Source organism: Acinetobacter sp. G11 (assembly GCF_049808495.1).
GTDB classification, from domain to species: Bacteria; Pseudomonadota; Gammaproteobacteria; order Pseudomonadales; family Moraxellaceae; genus Acinetobacter; species Acinetobacter kookii.
Window position 1 is genome coordinate 1 of the sequence record NZ_JBNCAT010000046.1, and the last position, 15,188, is coordinate 15,188.

General features: G+C 43.9%; 12 protein-coding genes. 3 read left to right on the forward strand and 9 right to left on the reverse strand.

Annotation, left to right across the window (positions count from 1 at the left end; all coding sequences use genetic code 11):
* The first annotated feature begins 141 nt into the window (after positions 1-141).
* Positions 142-588, forward strand: coding sequence for a DUF2314 domain-containing protein (locus ACPUEY_RS13015; RefSeq protein WP_425122334.1), 447 nt, complete (start codon positions 142-144; stop codon positions 586-588).
* Between the two features lie 247 nt (positions 589-835).
* Here ACPUEY_RS13015 and polA read toward each other — a convergent pair whose 3' ends face one another.
* Entirely contained in the window at positions 836-3,601 is a 2,766-nt protein-coding gene (polA, locus tag ACPUEY_RS13020) for a DNA polymerase I (protein WP_425122335.1), read from the reverse strand.
* A gap of 163 nt (positions 3,602-3,764) precedes the next feature.
* On the opposite strand from polA, the gene ACPUEY_RS13025 reads away from it, so the two are divergent.
* Positions 3,765-6,482 carry a DUF2339 domain-containing protein gene (locus tag ACPUEY_RS13025; RefSeq protein ID WP_425122336.1) on the forward strand — a complete coding sequence of 906 codons (2,718 nt, stop codon included), beginning with the start codon at positions 3,765-3,767 and terminating at the stop codon, positions 6,480-6,482.
* A 164-nt stretch (positions 6,483-6,646) separates the two neighbouring features.
* On the opposite strand, the gene ACPUEY_RS13030 is transcribed toward ACPUEY_RS13025, so the two are convergent.
* Positions 6,647-7,573 carry a mechanosensitive ion channel family protein gene (locus ACPUEY_RS13030; protein WP_425122337.1) on the reverse strand — a complete coding sequence of 309 codons (927 nt, stop codon included), beginning with the start codon at positions 7,571-7,573 and terminating at the stop codon, positions 6,647-6,649.
* A gap of 9 nt (positions 7,574-7,582) precedes the next feature.
* Positions 7,583-8,413 (reverse strand): hypothetical protein, encoded by an 831-nt coding sequence (locus ACPUEY_RS13035; protein ID WP_425122338.1) that lies wholly within the window; start codon positions 8,411-8,413, stop codon positions 7,583-7,585.
* A gap of 93 nt (positions 8,414-8,506) precedes the next feature.
* On the opposite strand from ACPUEY_RS13035, the gene gspE reads away from it, so the two are divergent.
* Positions 8,507-9,994 carry a type II secretion system ATPase GspE gene (gspE, locus tag ACPUEY_RS13040; RefSeq protein WP_092820899.1) on the forward strand — a complete coding sequence of 496 codons (1,488 nt, stop codon included), beginning with the start codon at positions 8,507-8,509 and terminating at the stop codon, positions 9,992-9,994.
* Positions 9,995-10,108: 114 nt separating this feature from the next.
* Here the strand turns inward: gspE and ACPUEY_RS13045 are convergent, their stop codons facing one another.
* The 6 genes from ACPUEY_RS13045 to ACPUEY_RS13070 form a co-directional block, all read right to left on the reverse strand.
* Entirely contained in the window at positions 10,109-10,747 is a 639-nt protein-coding gene (locus tag ACPUEY_RS13045) for a hypothetical protein (protein ID WP_425122339.1), read from the reverse strand.
* A gap of 113 nt (positions 10,748-10,860) precedes the next feature.
* On the reverse strand, positions 10,861-11,286 hold the full coding sequence (locus ACPUEY_RS13050; RefSeq protein WP_425122340.1) for an organic hydroperoxide resistance protein: 426 nt from the start codon (positions 11,284-11,286) through the stop codon (positions 10,861-10,863).
* A gap of 122 nt (positions 11,287-11,408) precedes the next feature.
* Positions 11,409-12,233 carry a carbon-nitrogen hydrolase family protein gene (locus tag ACPUEY_RS13055; protein WP_425122341.1) on the reverse strand — a complete coding sequence of 275 codons (825 nt, stop codon included), beginning with the start codon at positions 12,231-12,233 and terminating at the stop codon, positions 11,409-11,411.
* Between the two features lie 24 nt (positions 12,234-12,257).
* On the reverse strand, positions 12,258-12,776 hold the full coding sequence (gene gigB / locus ACPUEY_RS13060) for an anti-anti-sigma factor GigB (RefSeq protein WP_261183670.1): 519 nt from the start codon (positions 12,774-12,776) through the stop codon (positions 12,258-12,260).
* 113 nt (positions 12,777-12,889) lie between these two features.
* Positions 12,890-13,858: an RsbU family protein phosphatase GigA gene (gene gigA, locus ACPUEY_RS13065; protein WP_131274980.1), complete on the reverse strand. Its 969-nt coding sequence runs from the start codon at positions 13,856-13,858 to the stop codon at positions 12,890-12,892.
* Positions 13,859-13,955: 97 nt separating this feature from the next.
* Positions 13,956-14,918 carry an MlaA family lipoprotein gene (locus tag ACPUEY_RS13070; protein WP_425122342.1) on the reverse strand — a complete coding sequence of 321 codons (963 nt, stop codon included), beginning with the start codon at positions 14,916-14,918 and terminating at the stop codon, positions 13,956-13,958.
* Positions 14,919-15,188 lie beyond the last annotated feature (270 nt).

Sequence of the window (15,188 nt, forward strand, 5' to 3'; positions counted from 1 at the left end):
TGTAGTTCATGATGCAACTTTGACTTTGGTCGGTCGGAAGCAAAATGCTAGCTCATCTTGCTTCCTTCCAATAATTTAATCTCTGTTGCACTTCATTTGAGAATCTAAGAATTAAATATTTTTAAATCAGGATATTGTTAAATGAGTAGTGAGCTTGAACCAAAATTTATACTTATAGATAATGAGGCAGATGCATATGTGGCAACAATAGAAACTGCAAGAAAATCACTGCATATTTTTAAAGAAAATTTAAAAAAAATATCTGAAGGTGATTTTGCCTGCGTTAAATTTTATATTCCGGTTAACTTAGATTCTGAAAATGGTGCGAATATATGGCTGATGACTCCATTTTTTGAAGATAATTTCTGTTTTGCCCGCCCTTTTGAATTACCAGAAGAATTTAAATGGATTCAGATTGGACAGTGGTTGAAGTTCAGTGAGTCTGATCTTTTAGATTGGTATGTTTTAAAGCAGAATGGGGAGATGATAGGGGGTTATTCATTACGTCATCAGCGCGCACAGCTTTCTGCAGAACAGCAGATAGAATTTGATCAGCGTGTTGGTGTAACTAAGTTTATTGATTTTTAATAAGTTTTATTTAGAAATTGGAAGTTATAATCGATTGAATTAAAAAGATTTCATCATTTATATTCGATACTTATGATAACTGGAGAAATTCTTTGAGTTTATTAAAGAATTTCTCCCTTATGCATTGAGAGTACATTTTGAGAAGATTCATCTCCTAATAGAATAGAAAATGAATCTCTCCTAACCCTGAGTGAGATTTAAGCATTGCTTTAAATCGATGCGCAAGAAAAGAGGGGAAATTTGTTGATTAGTGCGCCTCGTCCCAATTCATGCCTTTACCCACTTCGACAATCAGCGGTACAGAAAGCTGGATCACCGATTGCATCACTTCTGCCAGTTTCGGTGCCAGTGCATCGGCAATATCGGCATCGACTTCAAATACCAATTCATCGTGTACCTGTAACAGCATTTTGGCCTGATCTTTCGGCAGCATTTTATCCACTTCCACCATCGCCATTTTAATGATGTCAGCAGCACTTCCTTGTAGCGGGGCATTGATGGCCGCACGTTCAGCTGCTTTACGCACCATCATGTTACGCGCATCAATATCCGGCGTATATAAACGGCGACCCAAAATGGTTTCCACAAAACCTTGTTCCAAAGCCACCTGACGCGTACGTTGCATATATTCATAAATGCCTGGATAACGATGGAAATATTGCTTGATATAGTTTTGCGATTCTTCACGGGTAAAGCCAAGCTGACGAATCAGGCCAAATTCGGACATGCCATATAACAGACCAAAGTTAACGGCTTTGGCCTGGCGACGCTGATCATTGGTGACATCTTCCAGCGCAATGCCCAGAACTTCGGCAGCAGTACGGCGGTGTACATCCTGACCATGCTTAAAGGCATCCACTAGGGCTTCGTCCTGGGAAAGATGCGCCATTAAACGCAGTTCAATCTGTGAATAATCGGCTGCCAGCAAGACCCGGCCTTCAGGGGCAATAAAGGCCTTACGGATTTGGCGGCCAATTTCTTCACGAACCGGAATGTTTTGCAGGTTCGGATCGGTAGAGGATAAGCGACCTGTGGCGGTGAGCGCCTGATGATAACTGGTATGCACACGACCGCTGTCATTGTTGGCCTGTTTTTGCAAGCCATCAGTGTAGGTGCTTTTCAGTTTGGACAGACCACGGTATTGCAAAATCAAATCGGTAATCGGATGGTCGATTTTTTCCAGAATGCTTTCGCTGGTGCTGTATTGACCGGTCGAGGTTTTCTTGCCGCCTTTGAGTCCCAGTTTATCAAACAGGATTTCACCGACCTGTTTCGGCGAGCTGACATTGAACGGCTGACCAGCCAGTTCGATAATCTGGTTTTCCAGATTCTGGATGGTGTTGGAAAAATCCACGCTCAATTGGTCTAAAAACTTCAGGTCCAGTTCAATGCCGTTTTCTTCCATGATGGTGAGCACACGGGCTACCGGCATTTCAATATTGTGCAAAATATTGTTCAGCTCAGGAATCGCCTGCAATTTTTTCGACAGGACTTCATACAGACGATAGGTCACATGTGCATCTTCCGCCGCATAATGTGCCGCGGCTTCAATCTCGATCTGGTTAAAGGTTTTCTGTTTGGCACCTTTACCGGCAATCTGTTCAAAAGTGGTGGTCAAATGGCTTAAATACACGCGAGCGACATCATCCATGCCATGACGGGTCGCCACAGAATTGAGGACGTAAGATGCCAGCATGGTATCAAAATACCAGCCTTGCAGTTCAATGCCGTGATTTTGCAAAATATGCGCATCATATTTTAAATGATGGCCAATTTTCTCAACTGCTGCATCTTCTAAAATCGGCTTGATTTGCGCCAGGAGAGTTTCACGATTCAGCTGTTCAGGCGCACCTTCATAGTCATGAGTCAGTGGAATGTAATAGGCATCGTTGGCATCAAAAGCCAGTGAAAAGCCAACCATTTCTGCAATACGGTAATCCAGGCTGGTGGTTTCGGTATCAAAGGCAAAACGTTTGCTGCTGCTTAAACGCTGGAAAAGCGGGTACCAGTCCGCTTGAGTTAAAATGGTGTGATAAGTGGCTTTGCCCAGTTGATCATCTGCACTGGTCAGTTCAGCCTCATCTTCAGTATTGATGACAGCTGGGGCATTGATCTCAGTTGCAATACTTTTGGCTGCCTGTTTATAGACGGAATTGTTGGGATTATTTGGATGGTCAAGGGACTGTAACTGGTTACGGAACTCAAGTTCGGTATAGAGCCGGCGCAGTTCTTCAACATTCGGATCACCGAGTTTCAGGTCTTCATAACAAAGACCCATATCCAGGTCGCATACGATACTGGCCAACTGATGATCCAGGGTAATGCCTTCGACATTGTCTTTAATGCTTTGACCGACTTTGCCTTTAATTTTATCGACATTTTCCAGAATGCCGCCAATCGAACCGTATTCGGTCAACAGTTTGGCCGCGGTTTTCGCGCCGACACCCGGTACGCCACGGATGCCATCTGACGTATCACCCATCAAGGTTAAGTAGTCGACAATCTGGTTGGGCCATACCCCGAACTTTTCAAAGACAGCATTCACATCCATCGGCTTGTCTTTAAAGCTGTCTTCCAGGGTCACTTTATCGGTGACCAGCTGTGCCATGTCTTTATCGCCGGTCGAGATTAGCACCTGATAACCTTTGGCTTCTGCGCGTTTAGCCAGGGTGCCGATCACGTCATCTGCTTCGGCGCCAGGAAGGGTGTGTAAAGGAATGCCCAAAGCACGAATCAGGTTATGAAGATAGGGAATCTGCTGAGACAGTTCATCCGGCATACTTGGGCGGTCACCCTTGTAAATGGGCGAAAGCTGATGACGGAATGTCGGCTCAGGCGTATCAAAAATCACCGCCATATGCGTCGGCTGGATACGGCGCATCAATTTTTGAATTGCAGAAATGGCACCACGAATTGCATTGGTCTGTAAACCAGTCGAAGTGGTTAGTGGTGGCAGTGCATGGTATGCACGAAATAAAAAATATGAGCCATCGACCAAAACAAATGGTGGCATTGAAAGATTCCTAATTCAAATATCGGCCTTATTGTACGTGATTTTGCACATGAACATAGACACATCATTCAAGATGCGTGTTACCGAATATCTGATGAATGCTTAAAAATCAAAGTCACAGCTGTTGTATCATCGAATCAATCAGGATTGAGATAAAGAAAAAATGGGGAAAGGACAGAGCGAAATCCGGATGATTTGGCTGATGGTATTGATTATTGTTGGGGTGGGGGCCTGGTTTTTGGATGTACGCATCTTCACCTATTTGTGTGGCTTGGCCTTTGTCATGAGCGTGATGCAATATGTCGATGCGATCTATTCCCCGGCATCACAAATTGCTGCAGAAACACATCTTTCAGTTCAGGAAAGCTCTAAAGTTCCTTTATATCTTTGTTCAATTATTGCCATTGTCGGCGGCATTCTTGATTGGGAATTTGCAATTGCGGTCGGGATCACAGGCTGGGTTTTTTTCTTTTTAAGATGGTTACGCCGTTTAGAAGGGGTATTGAACCAGATTCAAACGCGATTACAGCATCCTCAAACGCTGGTTTCTTCGGTTGTCGAAAATCCACAGTCTCAGCCTCATGAAACTCAGCCTGCATCATCATCATCGGAATTGATTGAACAGTTTAAGCAGTGGATTTTTCAAGGTAATCCGGTTTTAAAAGTGGCCATCTTGGTACTGGTGATTGGTATTATTCTGTTACTGCGTTTTGCCACCGAACATTGGCAACTCAGTCTGGCGGTGAAGCTGGCAATTGTTGCAGGCATCAGTGGGGCTGTAACCGCACTTGGTTACTGGATGCAGAGTAAAAACCGCAGTTTCGCCCTGGCCTTGGAAGGTCTGGGTTTAGCGGCCTTGTTTTTGACGCTTTTCTTTGCCTATTACAATGCGGTGATTCCGACACTCGCCATCGCTGGATTATGTTTTGCTCTCATTATGGGCGTGACCCTGATTCTCAGCTTAAAACAGCAATCCATTGAACTGGCGCTGATGGCAATGATTATTGCCTATATTGCACCGTTTACCTTGCCGGTCCGCAACGCGACCGCGATTGAACTGATTGCTTATTATGTAGTGATCAATCTGGCTGTGGCGGTCTTAAGTACCTTACGCCCCTGGAAAATGCTGAATCAAATCGCGTTCTTGATGACGGTCATCGTTGGCGGTGGCTATGCCTTTTATCAGGGCAAAGAATTCGAGAAAAATACCCTAACCTTGTTGGTCGCAGTGCATACGGCAATCTTTGTCTGGCTGAGTTTTCGTTTTAGCCAGCTGATTGCCAAAGAAGATATTGCTCAGTTCAAGCTCAAACCGGTATTGGATATTGCCCTGATTTTTGGCGCACCTCTGGTCGGTTATATTTTTATTTATTTAATGCATTTTGAAGAAACACTGTGGCAAGCCGGAGCGAGTCTGGCTTTTGCCGCCGTATATGCAGGCCTGTATCAACTTTCAAAGCGTCATCAGGCGGTGCTGCTGATTTCTCAAAGCTATTTCAGTTTAATGCTGATTTTTCTGGCATTAATTCCACCGATTCTGTTGCATAAACAATGGAGCGTAATCGGCTGGGCTGTGGAAGGGCTGATCATTTTTATTTATGCCTTGTATCGCCAGTCGGATATCAGTCGCTATCTAGCCATGGGACTGATGATTGTTGCCGGCTTATCCAGTTTGTATTATCTGGTGGAATTGAATGAGTTTCCCAATGCAATGTATTGGGGCTTATGCCTGAGCTATTTTGCCGTGGTTGTGGTGGCAAATAGCCGAGAGTCCTTTAGGCAGCAACTGGGCAGCTCCACGATAGCCTTCCACTGTTTGCAGATGCTGTCAGCCACCACCATGTTGATTGTGCTGTTACTGGATGAAATTGAGCATTTCAGCCAGCTGGTGATGAGCCTGTTGATTGTGAGCGGTTTCTATCTGCTGATCAATGAAGCCATGTTGCGGTGCAAAGCCACTTGGACCTGGCTGTTTCCCAAATGGCTGGGTCTGATTCCGGTCTTTGTTTTTGCCCTGATTATTGTGATTGATCAAAGTCAGCAGGGCATTATTGTTTGGCCAACGCTGTTTGATCGCCTGGGTTTTGCACTTTCCGGATTGATGCTGACGGCATTGTGGCTTCGTCCACTACTAGGTGTGCGGACTGAAAAAGAATGGGTCAGTTTTGGCACCCTGACCAGTCTGGCTATGACCAGTTTAACCCTCCTTCCGGGTATGCCTTATATCAGTGTGGTGATCTTGCCCTTGCTTTTTTGTGCCTGGTGTTATTGGCAGCTGGATAATCTGGACTGGAAAATGTTCTGGCAAGCCCGCAGTAGTTTGGTGCTGATGGCGAGCTGGATTATCTGCTCGCAACTCTTTAGCCAGCAAGCCTTTCAGGGCTATATCCTGCCAATTATCAATCCTTTTGATCTGGTCAGTATTGCCATGCTGGCAGGTTTTATCTGGATGTTGTCCTTGCAGGTTAAATCGGGACTGGATAAAGGCATTGTCGCGGTGCTGATGGTGCTGAGTTTGCTCTGGCTTAGTAGTTATATTGTACTGCGTGCATTGCATGTTTATTTAAACACGCCGTTTAATGAACTGGCGGTGTGGGGAAATGCAACCGTTCAACTGAGCCTGACTTTGTTATGGGTCAGTTTGGCCTTTATGACCATGAGTCTGGCCAGCCGAAAACAGTTGCGTTCAGTCTGGATTTTGGGCGGCAGTATTCTGGTGATTGTAACCTTGAAACTGGTGCTGTTCGACCTGTCGCATATCGGCACCTTAACCCGGGTGATTTCATTCCTGGGTGCAGGCTTTGTGATGCTGATGATTGCGTATATTGCACCGATTCCTGAAGGGGAAAATACGAATCCCTCATCCCGACCTTCTCCCTGAGCCATATATGGCGCAAGAGAAGGAGAGGTAACTTCTTTTCTTTAGATGCAAATAAATAAAATCTCCCTAAATCCCTCTTTGAAAAAGAGGGACTTTCCTCCCTGAGCAAATTTAAAGCGCCGCTTTAAATGAAGTGTAAGAAAGGGAGGTTAGGAGGGATTTTATTATTTCAACCCCGCCTCACGCTTCACTTCTTTGGCATTGGCATACGGGTCAATATCTTCATCACTTAAAGGCTGGGCAGGTGCTGGCCGGTCGACAAAGCCCATTTTCGGTACCGGAATTTCAATTTGATTGGCCAGAAAACCATTGCGAATTCTTTCCTGCATTTCATCGCGGACTTTCAGGAAGTTTTCACGGTTACACCAGATGGCAAATAACAGCTCAATCGAGGACTCACGGAAAGCGGTTACGGTCACTGCCGGTTTCGGATCCGCTAAAACCAGTGGATATTTATTGGCAACATCCAGCAATACCTCACGGACTTTAATGATGTCTTCATGAAAGTTAATCGCTAAAGTGATGGGAATCCGCCGAATGGGAAATTTGGACAGGTTGTAGACGGGGGCACGAATCAGCTGTTCATTCGGTACGCGTACATAGACATTGTCCTGAGTCAGCAGTTTCACTGAAAGCAGGTCAATCGAAATCACTTCACCTTCAATGGTATGACCACGAATCAGGGTCATTTGTACCGTGTCACCGATTTCAAAAGAACCTTCCCCGATCAGGAACAAACCGCTGATGAGGTTAGACGCAGACGTTTGCGAAGCAAAACCCAGCGCTACGGTTAAAATGCCCGCTGCACCTAAAAACACGCTCAGTTTAAAACCGGCTTCTTTCAGGCTGGCCATCACAAAAATCAGGAAGATGAAATAAAAAATCCCGCGTCGCCAAACCAGACTTTGGTGGGCATTAAAGCGTGAGCCAACAGTGCGGATAAAGGTATTGGAGACAAAACGTGCAATTAAAAAACCAATAAAACCCAGTACAAGGGCAACGATAATTTCAGTCAGGCGTTCTGTGTTGATATTGGTAAAAATACTTTTGAAGCTGCTGGTAATTTCTTTAGGAATATTTGAATCGGCCATATTACCCCCCTAGAAAAATGAATCAAACATATTAAACAAGGCACTTGCCGGTTCACGTGGCGGATGGACATACATCACTTCACCCGCATGAGGAGGGGTACGGTTTTCAATACGGATGCGCGGCGGTCTATCCAAGCCTTCATGCAAAACTTTAATTTGTGACGTCCATAAGCGACCGGTACTTTCACTATAGAACAGGGGGAGTGCAGAAACCGGCACATTCATCCGGTCAAAGCGTAACTGTTGATGGCTGGTATTATGAAATTCAATGGGGGTTACCGCGCGAAAGGCACGTGGCTTGAGCTGATGCAGCTCAGTACGGCCATCCACTGCTGTAGCATAGCAAATTTCACCATGACGATGATTGGGCCCAAACCAGGTGTCTTTGGGTAGAATCACCGGAATATCAAACAGCGGATCTTTTTGTCCTTCGACAAAACCGGCAATCCATAAAGGGGTGCTGATATACAGCGTACCGCGCTGGCCAGCCGGAATGTAAATCGGATCGACCGGTTTAATCACCACCGAGCGATCAGCCAGACGCGGCATCAGCTGTAATTTATTTTGGGTAGACTTGAACATATAACGTTCAACTTTGAGCGGTTGCGGAAAAGCAAAATTCGGATCTTCAATCGCATGCCACTTCTGTTCATAGTCATACTGCACCTGTGGACGATGATATTCCAGGCGCCATTCCTGCAAACCACGGGTCAGACGAAATAACAGTGAACCAAACTGCCAGGCTTTAGGCTGGTTCAATTCGAAGCTTTGTTCGCCCCACCATTTGATTAAATTGGGCTGCTCTGCATCTACCAGTTCATCGTTTTTAGACAACGGCATATTTCCTTTATAGCTTAATCATTAAAAACAGACTTCACGCTGTCTTATGCTTAGAGTACACTCAAATCAATTTATTCATCATTATAAACTTTGATGCAAGTACTTAAACAATTACAAATACCATATAGTTTTGCCAAGCGACATGGCGTATTGCTGCGCTACGAGGGTAATCAGGCTTTTATTGTGCGTCGTGAAAATACGCCGCTGCTGGCGATACAGGAAGCACGTCGCTATTTGGGGCATCCTGCACAGCACCAGTTATGTTCTGAGCAGGAGTTTCACCAGTTGCTCAGTTCCAGTTTTGCGGGCGATACCGGTGAGTCGCAGCAAGTGGCAGCCGGTCTGGAAGATCATCCAGATTTACTCAGTCTGGCAGATTCGGTGCCCGAAGCTGAAGACCTGATGGATCAGGAAGATGATGCTCCAATTGTCAGGCTGATCAATGCCTTACTGTCTGAAGCCATCCGCGTGGGTGCATCGGATATTCATATTGAATCCTTTGAGAAAAAATTGTCGGTGCGCTTGCGTGTCGATGGACAGCTGCGCGAAATCGTGCAGCCACGCCGTGAACTGGCTCCTCTGCTGGTTTCGCGAATCAAGGTTATGGCCAAACTGGATATTGCTGAAAAGCGTATTCCGCAAGACGGTCGTATTTCTTTAAGGTTGGCAGGACGTGAAGTGGATGTGCGTGTTTCGACCTTGCCGTCGTCGCATGGTGAGCGTGTGGTAATGCGTTTGCTCGACAAGCAGGCCGGACGTCTGAATATGACCCATCTGGGCTTGATGCAGCCGGATTATGAGCGTTTGACCCATCTGGTGCATCGCCCACATGGCATTATTCTGGTGACCGGGCCAACCGGTTCGGGGAAAACCACGACTTTATATGCAGCCTTATCTGACCTGAATGACGGCTCAAAAAATATCTTAACGGCTGAAGATCCGATTGAATATCAACTGGAAGGTATTGGACAAACGCAGGTCAACAGCAAAGTAGACATGACCTTTGCCCGTGCTTTAAAAGCCATGCTACGTCAGGACCCGGATGTGGTGATGGTCGGTGAGATTCGCGATCTGGAAACGGCTGAAATTGCCGTGCAGGCATCCCTAACCGGTCACTTGGTTTTATCTACATTACATACCAATACGGCAATTGGTGCAGTCACCCGTTTAAAAGATATGGGGATTGAACCGTTCTTGCTGGCCAGTTCTTTAATTGGCGTGATCGCTCAGCGTTTGGTGCGTACCTTATGCCCGCGCTGTGCAACCTGGCATGAGGCGGATGCTTTTGAAAGCGAAATTTTTAAGCATTTACAAACAGACAATGCATTAAAATTACCGCAACCGAAAGGTTGTGATCACTGCTCGCATACCGGTTTTATGGGGCGGACTGCCATTTATGAAATTGTGCCGGTAGATGAACCGATGCGCCGTCTGATTCATGGCAATGCTGCTGAATATGAACTGGAAGCCTATGCACGTAAACAGTCCGGCTCAATCCGCGATGATGGTTTACGCAAAGTGCTGGCAGGGAAAACCACTTTGGAAGAAGTGCTGCGTGTGACCAATGAAGCCGCGGAGTGATTAGAAGGACTCTTCCTCGGCTTTGCTTTTTCCTCATTATTCATAAGAAAATTTATAACTGAGCTAAGTATGAATAAGGTTTAGGAGTGAATTCATATTTTAAAATATGCAAAGTCAGGAGATTTCTTTGTGCTGAAATTTGGCACCTATAAAGAATCCAAGTTCTAATGCTCTGTATTCGGTAATTTCATAACCAACATTTTGTTTCATTAACTCAAAAAATGCTTCAAAGGCTTTTTCATTTTTTAGCTTTTCGATAAGCTTTAAATACTCAATATAAACTTTGGGTTTTTCGAGTTTGTATTTATGTGGCTCTGAATTGTTTAGAAATCTAAAAACACGACTATCCCATATGGCATATTGCTCTGGGTTGATGAAATGCAATAGTTTTGATGTGCCGACCAAAGAATTATTAAAGGCTGTTTTTAAAGTGGTAAGTTGTTTCTCATCGATGAGCTTACCATTTTTTACATCATTCAATAGGGTGATGATTTCCTTTGGGTTTTGAAGATTTATTGTTTTGAGGGTGGTTGGCATCCAAGAATAAGTAAAGCTTATCCCGATAATCAAATTTTCCAGGTTTATAGATTTTAAATTTTTGAAGTAACTTAAAAAATAAGGATAAGAAAGGAGATAGCTTTCTTCAGTTGATTTAAAATTATGTGCAATATTGGTGAGCTGTATAAGAATTTCGTGATTTGATTTTCTAAGTGATTTCATTTTTAGATATGATTTAGACGTTGTTTGAGTCAATAAAAAGTTACATATAGTGTACTAGAAGATCTCGGTCTTAAGATCAATTTAGAATATTTTTAAAAATTAAACCTACTCAAAAAGGGTAGCTGCTTTTAAGTAGGTTTCGAAAATCAGACAATCACATTTCGGATTACATTAATATTGTTACGTGTTGCATTGGAATAAGGACAAACAATGTGCGCGGCATCCACCAGTTTTTGTGCTTCGGCCCGATCCATACCTTCTAAATGAATATTCAATGTCACTTCGATACCGAAACCTGTTGGAATAGGACCAATGCCGACTTCACCTTCAATATAGGCATCTTTGCTGATATTGAATTTATCCCGGTTGGCGACAAATTTCATGGCACCTAAAAAACACGCTGAATAACCTGCGGCAAAAAGTTGTTCGGGATTGGTGCCGCCGCCCGGTCCGCCCATTTCTTTGGGTACGGCTAACTGGACATCCAGAATTCCGTCCGATGAGGTTGCACGTCCGTCACGCCCACCTGTAGCTTTCGCTTTTGCTGTATAGACTGCTTTTTCTAAGGCCATTTTTTCATCCCTACATTTTTGTTGAAGCTGTTATGGTGTGGGATTTTAAATAAAGAATAAGCAGTGATTTTGTAATTTTATGGGAAGTCTAGAGATGAAAATTCGATTTTAAGGCAGGCAAATTAGAAGCTGATAATTTTACGATGCTGAATTAAAGGCATTGACTCACGGATTTTGGTTTGTTCCGCCAGATCAAACGGCACGGTAATTAAACTTGCGCCTTCACTATGAACGATATCTAAAATTTGGCCCCGGCTATTGCTGGCAGCTGCATGTCCCCAAGTCTGACGTTTTTTACCGTGCCAGCCTTGTTGAGCCGCACCTAAAACCTGACATTGGCTATCCAGCGCGCGTGACTGAAGCAATAACTGCCAATGCATCTGGCCAGTCGTATAGGTAAATGCAGCAGGTGCAGTAAGTATATTTGCACCTTGATGGCGTAAAGTTAAAGCCAGTTCAGGAAAACGCAAGTCATAGCACACCATCAGACCAATATGGCCAAATGGGGTTTGGGCAACGACCACATCGGTACCCGGCTCAAAGAATCGAGATTCCTGATATCCACCAACAGCATCCCCCACTTGTACATCAAATAGGTGAATCTTGTCATAACGTGCTTCAGTCCCTTCAGGGCTGATGCATAAACTGACGGTGCGTACACGGCCATCGGTAATGATGGAACCATCCGGTCGGAATGGGCAGGGAAGTGTCCCTGCCACAATCCAGATTTCATATTGATGTGCCAGTTTTTCCAGACGCTGCTGTAGGTTTTCAAACTGCGCTGCAGTCTCGCGTTGTTTTCCTGCGGCAAAACAGACAAAGTTTTCCGGGAAAACAATCAGCTCGGCCCCATCTGCTTTACTTTGTTGTATCAATGACTCGATCACGATGAAATTCGCTTCAATATCATCTTGGGAATTCATTTGTACAACAGAGAGTAAAGTCATGGTGTGAGCTCTAAATCATCATTTTTATACGTTTTGTTGAGAGACCTGTTCTAGGCTCTCTTGTTCTTTTTGTAATTGTTTCACCAAAGGCTCAAACATGTTCTGGTTACTTTCATTTAACTTCATCAAGGTTTTATGCGCATCTAGAACAGTGGTTAACATGGCATTATGGGTAATGTGCTCTTCAATTAACTCGCGGGTACAAACTTTCGGGTCACCGCAGTAATTTAAAATCACAAAAACCTGTCCCAGACCCATGCTGTTGGCCAAGGTGGTAATATCCGGATTGGTAGATAACATGACGGCCTGAATTTGATGGGTTTGCTTCAGCTTTAAACCCAGCTTGGCAAGGACACCCAAAACCGTACTGTCAATAAATGTAGTTTGGGTTAAATCTACGATTGCCCCAACGACATTTGATTGCTGTTCAAGTTTACTAAGAAGTTTGTCTAGACTGATACAAGATTGAGCACGCACTTCGCCAATAAGCTTAAAAATATGCGTTCCATTCAAGCTTGCATATTCAACATGACCTGTTGACATATAAATGCCATTTGCAGAGAAGGATATTAAAATTATCACATAGGGCCACTATAGACTCAAGTAGCCAACAGTCGTATATTGCTTAGTTGAAAGTTAACGTATTGATTATGTGATTAATTCATTCGGCGTAAACTTAAGATGGCAATATCGTCTGCCACATGTTCCGGGGCCTGGAATGATTGATTTTGCAAATGAAAGACTAATTTTTCAAATTGTTCATTCAGTCCGCCATCAAATGGTTCAAGTGCACCATCTGAACAAATAATAAACCGGGCATGACGATTCAGTACGCATTCAAACTCTTCAACTTCCAGGTCTTCAGTGAGTCCCAAAGGGAAACTGCTGGTATTTAAAATTTTAGGCGGCTGATTGGGTTCAAAGATAATGGCAGGAGGATAATGCCCGGCACTTGACCAACGCAGTTGATGCGTTTCCAGGTTTAAAATTCCGGCAATCATGGTGATGTGCTTTTCAATATTTTCTTGGACCAGCATGCCATTGAGTTTTTTGACCAATTCACGTGGTGTTTTAGAGCGCCCGTGAAAAGCCGCCATCCAGGAGGTGAGTAGACTGCTGGTCACGCCATGTCCTGAAACATCAGCCAGATAGAACATGATCTCTTTATCGCTGATTTTCCAGTAATCATACCAGTCGCCAGACAGATAGGCAGAAGGTTGAAACAGGGTTTCAACTTTATAGTTCATCAATTCTATAGGGTTGGGGAGTAAGCGTTTTTGTAATTCTGCAGCTGAAGGGAGGTCGCGACTATCCTGATTGCGCTTGTACTGAGCATCAATTTTCAGTAAGGAATCTTCCGGGTCACGTGGCAGCTTGTTCCAGATCCAGCCGGCTAAAGCCCCAAGCTCCCAGGCTTGGGCTAAAGCTGTGCCTTCATTTTCAAAAGCCAGCACAATCGTGGGAAGTGACCACTGATGGATAAGATAGTCCTGTACATCAGCAATTGCCAGGATGGTTGGGTCATACAAATCAATATCATCTATGTGAATCATTTGCACACCGGGAAGTGCGCTGAGTACCTGATCTAAATAAGGAATATTGCGAGTCGGTTGAATGAAATACATAAAGAAATTGTATGATCCTTAAATTGATAACATCGAGAGCTGTACTATAACAATCTAATGATCAGCAAAGGAAGATGCTGTGCTGATCATATTACTATTAAATAAATGCGACTTGTGTGGTGTTTGCATAATCTTCAGAGGTTGCATCACTGGATTGATTAGGATTGTCCTGTTGATCCTGATCCTGAGAGCTGTCTTGGTCATCTTCAATGAACAGGGTTTCAGGTTCCAGTCCTTTTTTTTCGGCAATTGAAAAGTTTTTACGCTGTAAATAAATATCGCGAATTGCAGAATATTTATCACCTTGTAACACATCTTCAATATCTAAAAGTTGCGAACGCGCATCAATACCGCGTAGCACTTGCTCACTCCAGTACAGTCCTTCACGATCTTCTAAAAGATACTTTTGGGGACGGGCCTGGCCATCGACAACCAGCCCCACAGTATCACGGAAGGTACTTGGGCCAAACACAGGCAACACCAGATAAGGACCGGAAGGAATACCGTAATAACCCAGTGTCGTGCCAAAGTTTTCTTCTTCGGCAGATAAACCGATACGACGAGCAGGATCAGCAAAGCCTAAGGTGGTGAGGGTATTAATGGTAAAGCGTCCTAAAGATTCTGCGGCACGGAGCGGACGACCTTGAATCAGCTGGTTTACCATATTCCATGGTTCGCCTAAATTTTTACGAAACTGGCGATAAGTGCCACGCACTTCAGTCGGTACTTTTTCCTTATATTGAATGGCGAGAGGGCGGGCAACATTGCGATCCAATACGTCATTAAAAGCAAAGATCTGTCTGTTTAAAGGTTGTAAAGGATCTTTCTGGTTTTCAGGTTGAGTTGCATTGGCGTCTACTCTTAAGTCTTTAGCTTTAATATTTTTTAACTCTTTGAGTGCATCAAGACGGGAGGTTTGAGCTGTCTGAGTTTGTGATGTAGCAGAGTCTAGATCTGATGTAGTTTGAGATTCAGCAGACGGAACTAAATCTTGTGCAAATACAGGAGAAATTAACCCTAAAGATAAAAAGCTAGCCCAAATATAATGAAAGTGACGCATAAAAAATCCTAGAGCTCTATGAAGCCGGTACTTAAAGCTAAAAATACGTAATAAAATATATTAACAGGTCTCTGCATAGGCTTATTAAAACAAATTTGATCAAAATATGTAGGAAAAAAAAGATAAAATGATTAAAAAATATCCTGATGATGTGAAAAGTTAAAAAAGGGTGTTGCATTGAGGGTGAAATGCTGTAGAATGCACATCCATCGGCGGTGATGAAGATTAAAACTTCTGATAAAACAGCAACTTAGCGCGAAGTGTTAAGGT

Excerpts from the sequence above, each read along its gene's own strand:
- ACPUEY_RS13015 (WP_425122334.1), top strand. The coding sequence starts at position 142 with ATGAGTAGTGAGCTTGAACCAAAATTTATACTTATAGATAATGAGGCA.
- ACPUEY_RS13030 (WP_425122337.1), bottom strand. The coding sequence starts at position 7,573 with ATGGCCGATTCAAATATTCCTAAAGAAATTACCAGCAGCTTCAAAAGT.
- gspE (WP_092820899.1), top strand. The coding sequence starts at position 8,507 with ATGCAAGTACTTAAACAATTACAAATACCATATAGTTTTGCCAAGCGA.
- gigA (WP_131274980.1), bottom strand. The coding sequence starts at position 13,858 with ATGTATTTCATTCAACCGACTCGCAATATTCCTTATTTAGATCAGGTA.
- gigB (WP_261183670.1), bottom strand. The coding sequence starts at position 12,776 with ATGTCAACAGGTCATGTTGAATATGCAAGCTTGAATGGAACGCATATT.
- polA (WP_425122335.1), bottom strand. The coding sequence starts at position 3,601 with ATGCCACCATTTGTTTTGGTCGATGGCTCATATTTTTTATTTCGTGCA.
- ACPUEY_RS13055 (WP_425122341.1), bottom strand. The coding sequence starts at position 12,233 with ATGACTTTACTCTCTGTTGTACAAATGAATTCCCAAGATGATATTGAA.
- ACPUEY_RS13050 (WP_425122340.1), bottom strand. The coding sequence starts at position 11,286 with ATGGCCTTAGAAAAAGCAGTCTATACAGCAAAAGCGAAAGCTACAGGT.
- ACPUEY_RS13070 (WP_425122342.1), bottom strand. The coding sequence starts at position 14,918 with ATGCGTCACTTTCATTATATTTGGGCTAGCTTTTTATCTTTAGGGTTA.
- ACPUEY_RS13035 (WP_425122338.1), bottom strand. The coding sequence starts at position 8,413 with ATGCCGTTGTCTAAAAACGATGAACTGGTAGATGCAGAGCAGCCCAAT.
- ACPUEY_RS13025 (WP_425122336.1), top strand. The coding sequence starts at position 3,765 with ATGGGGAAAGGACAGAGCGAAATCCGGATGATTTGGCTGATGGTATTG.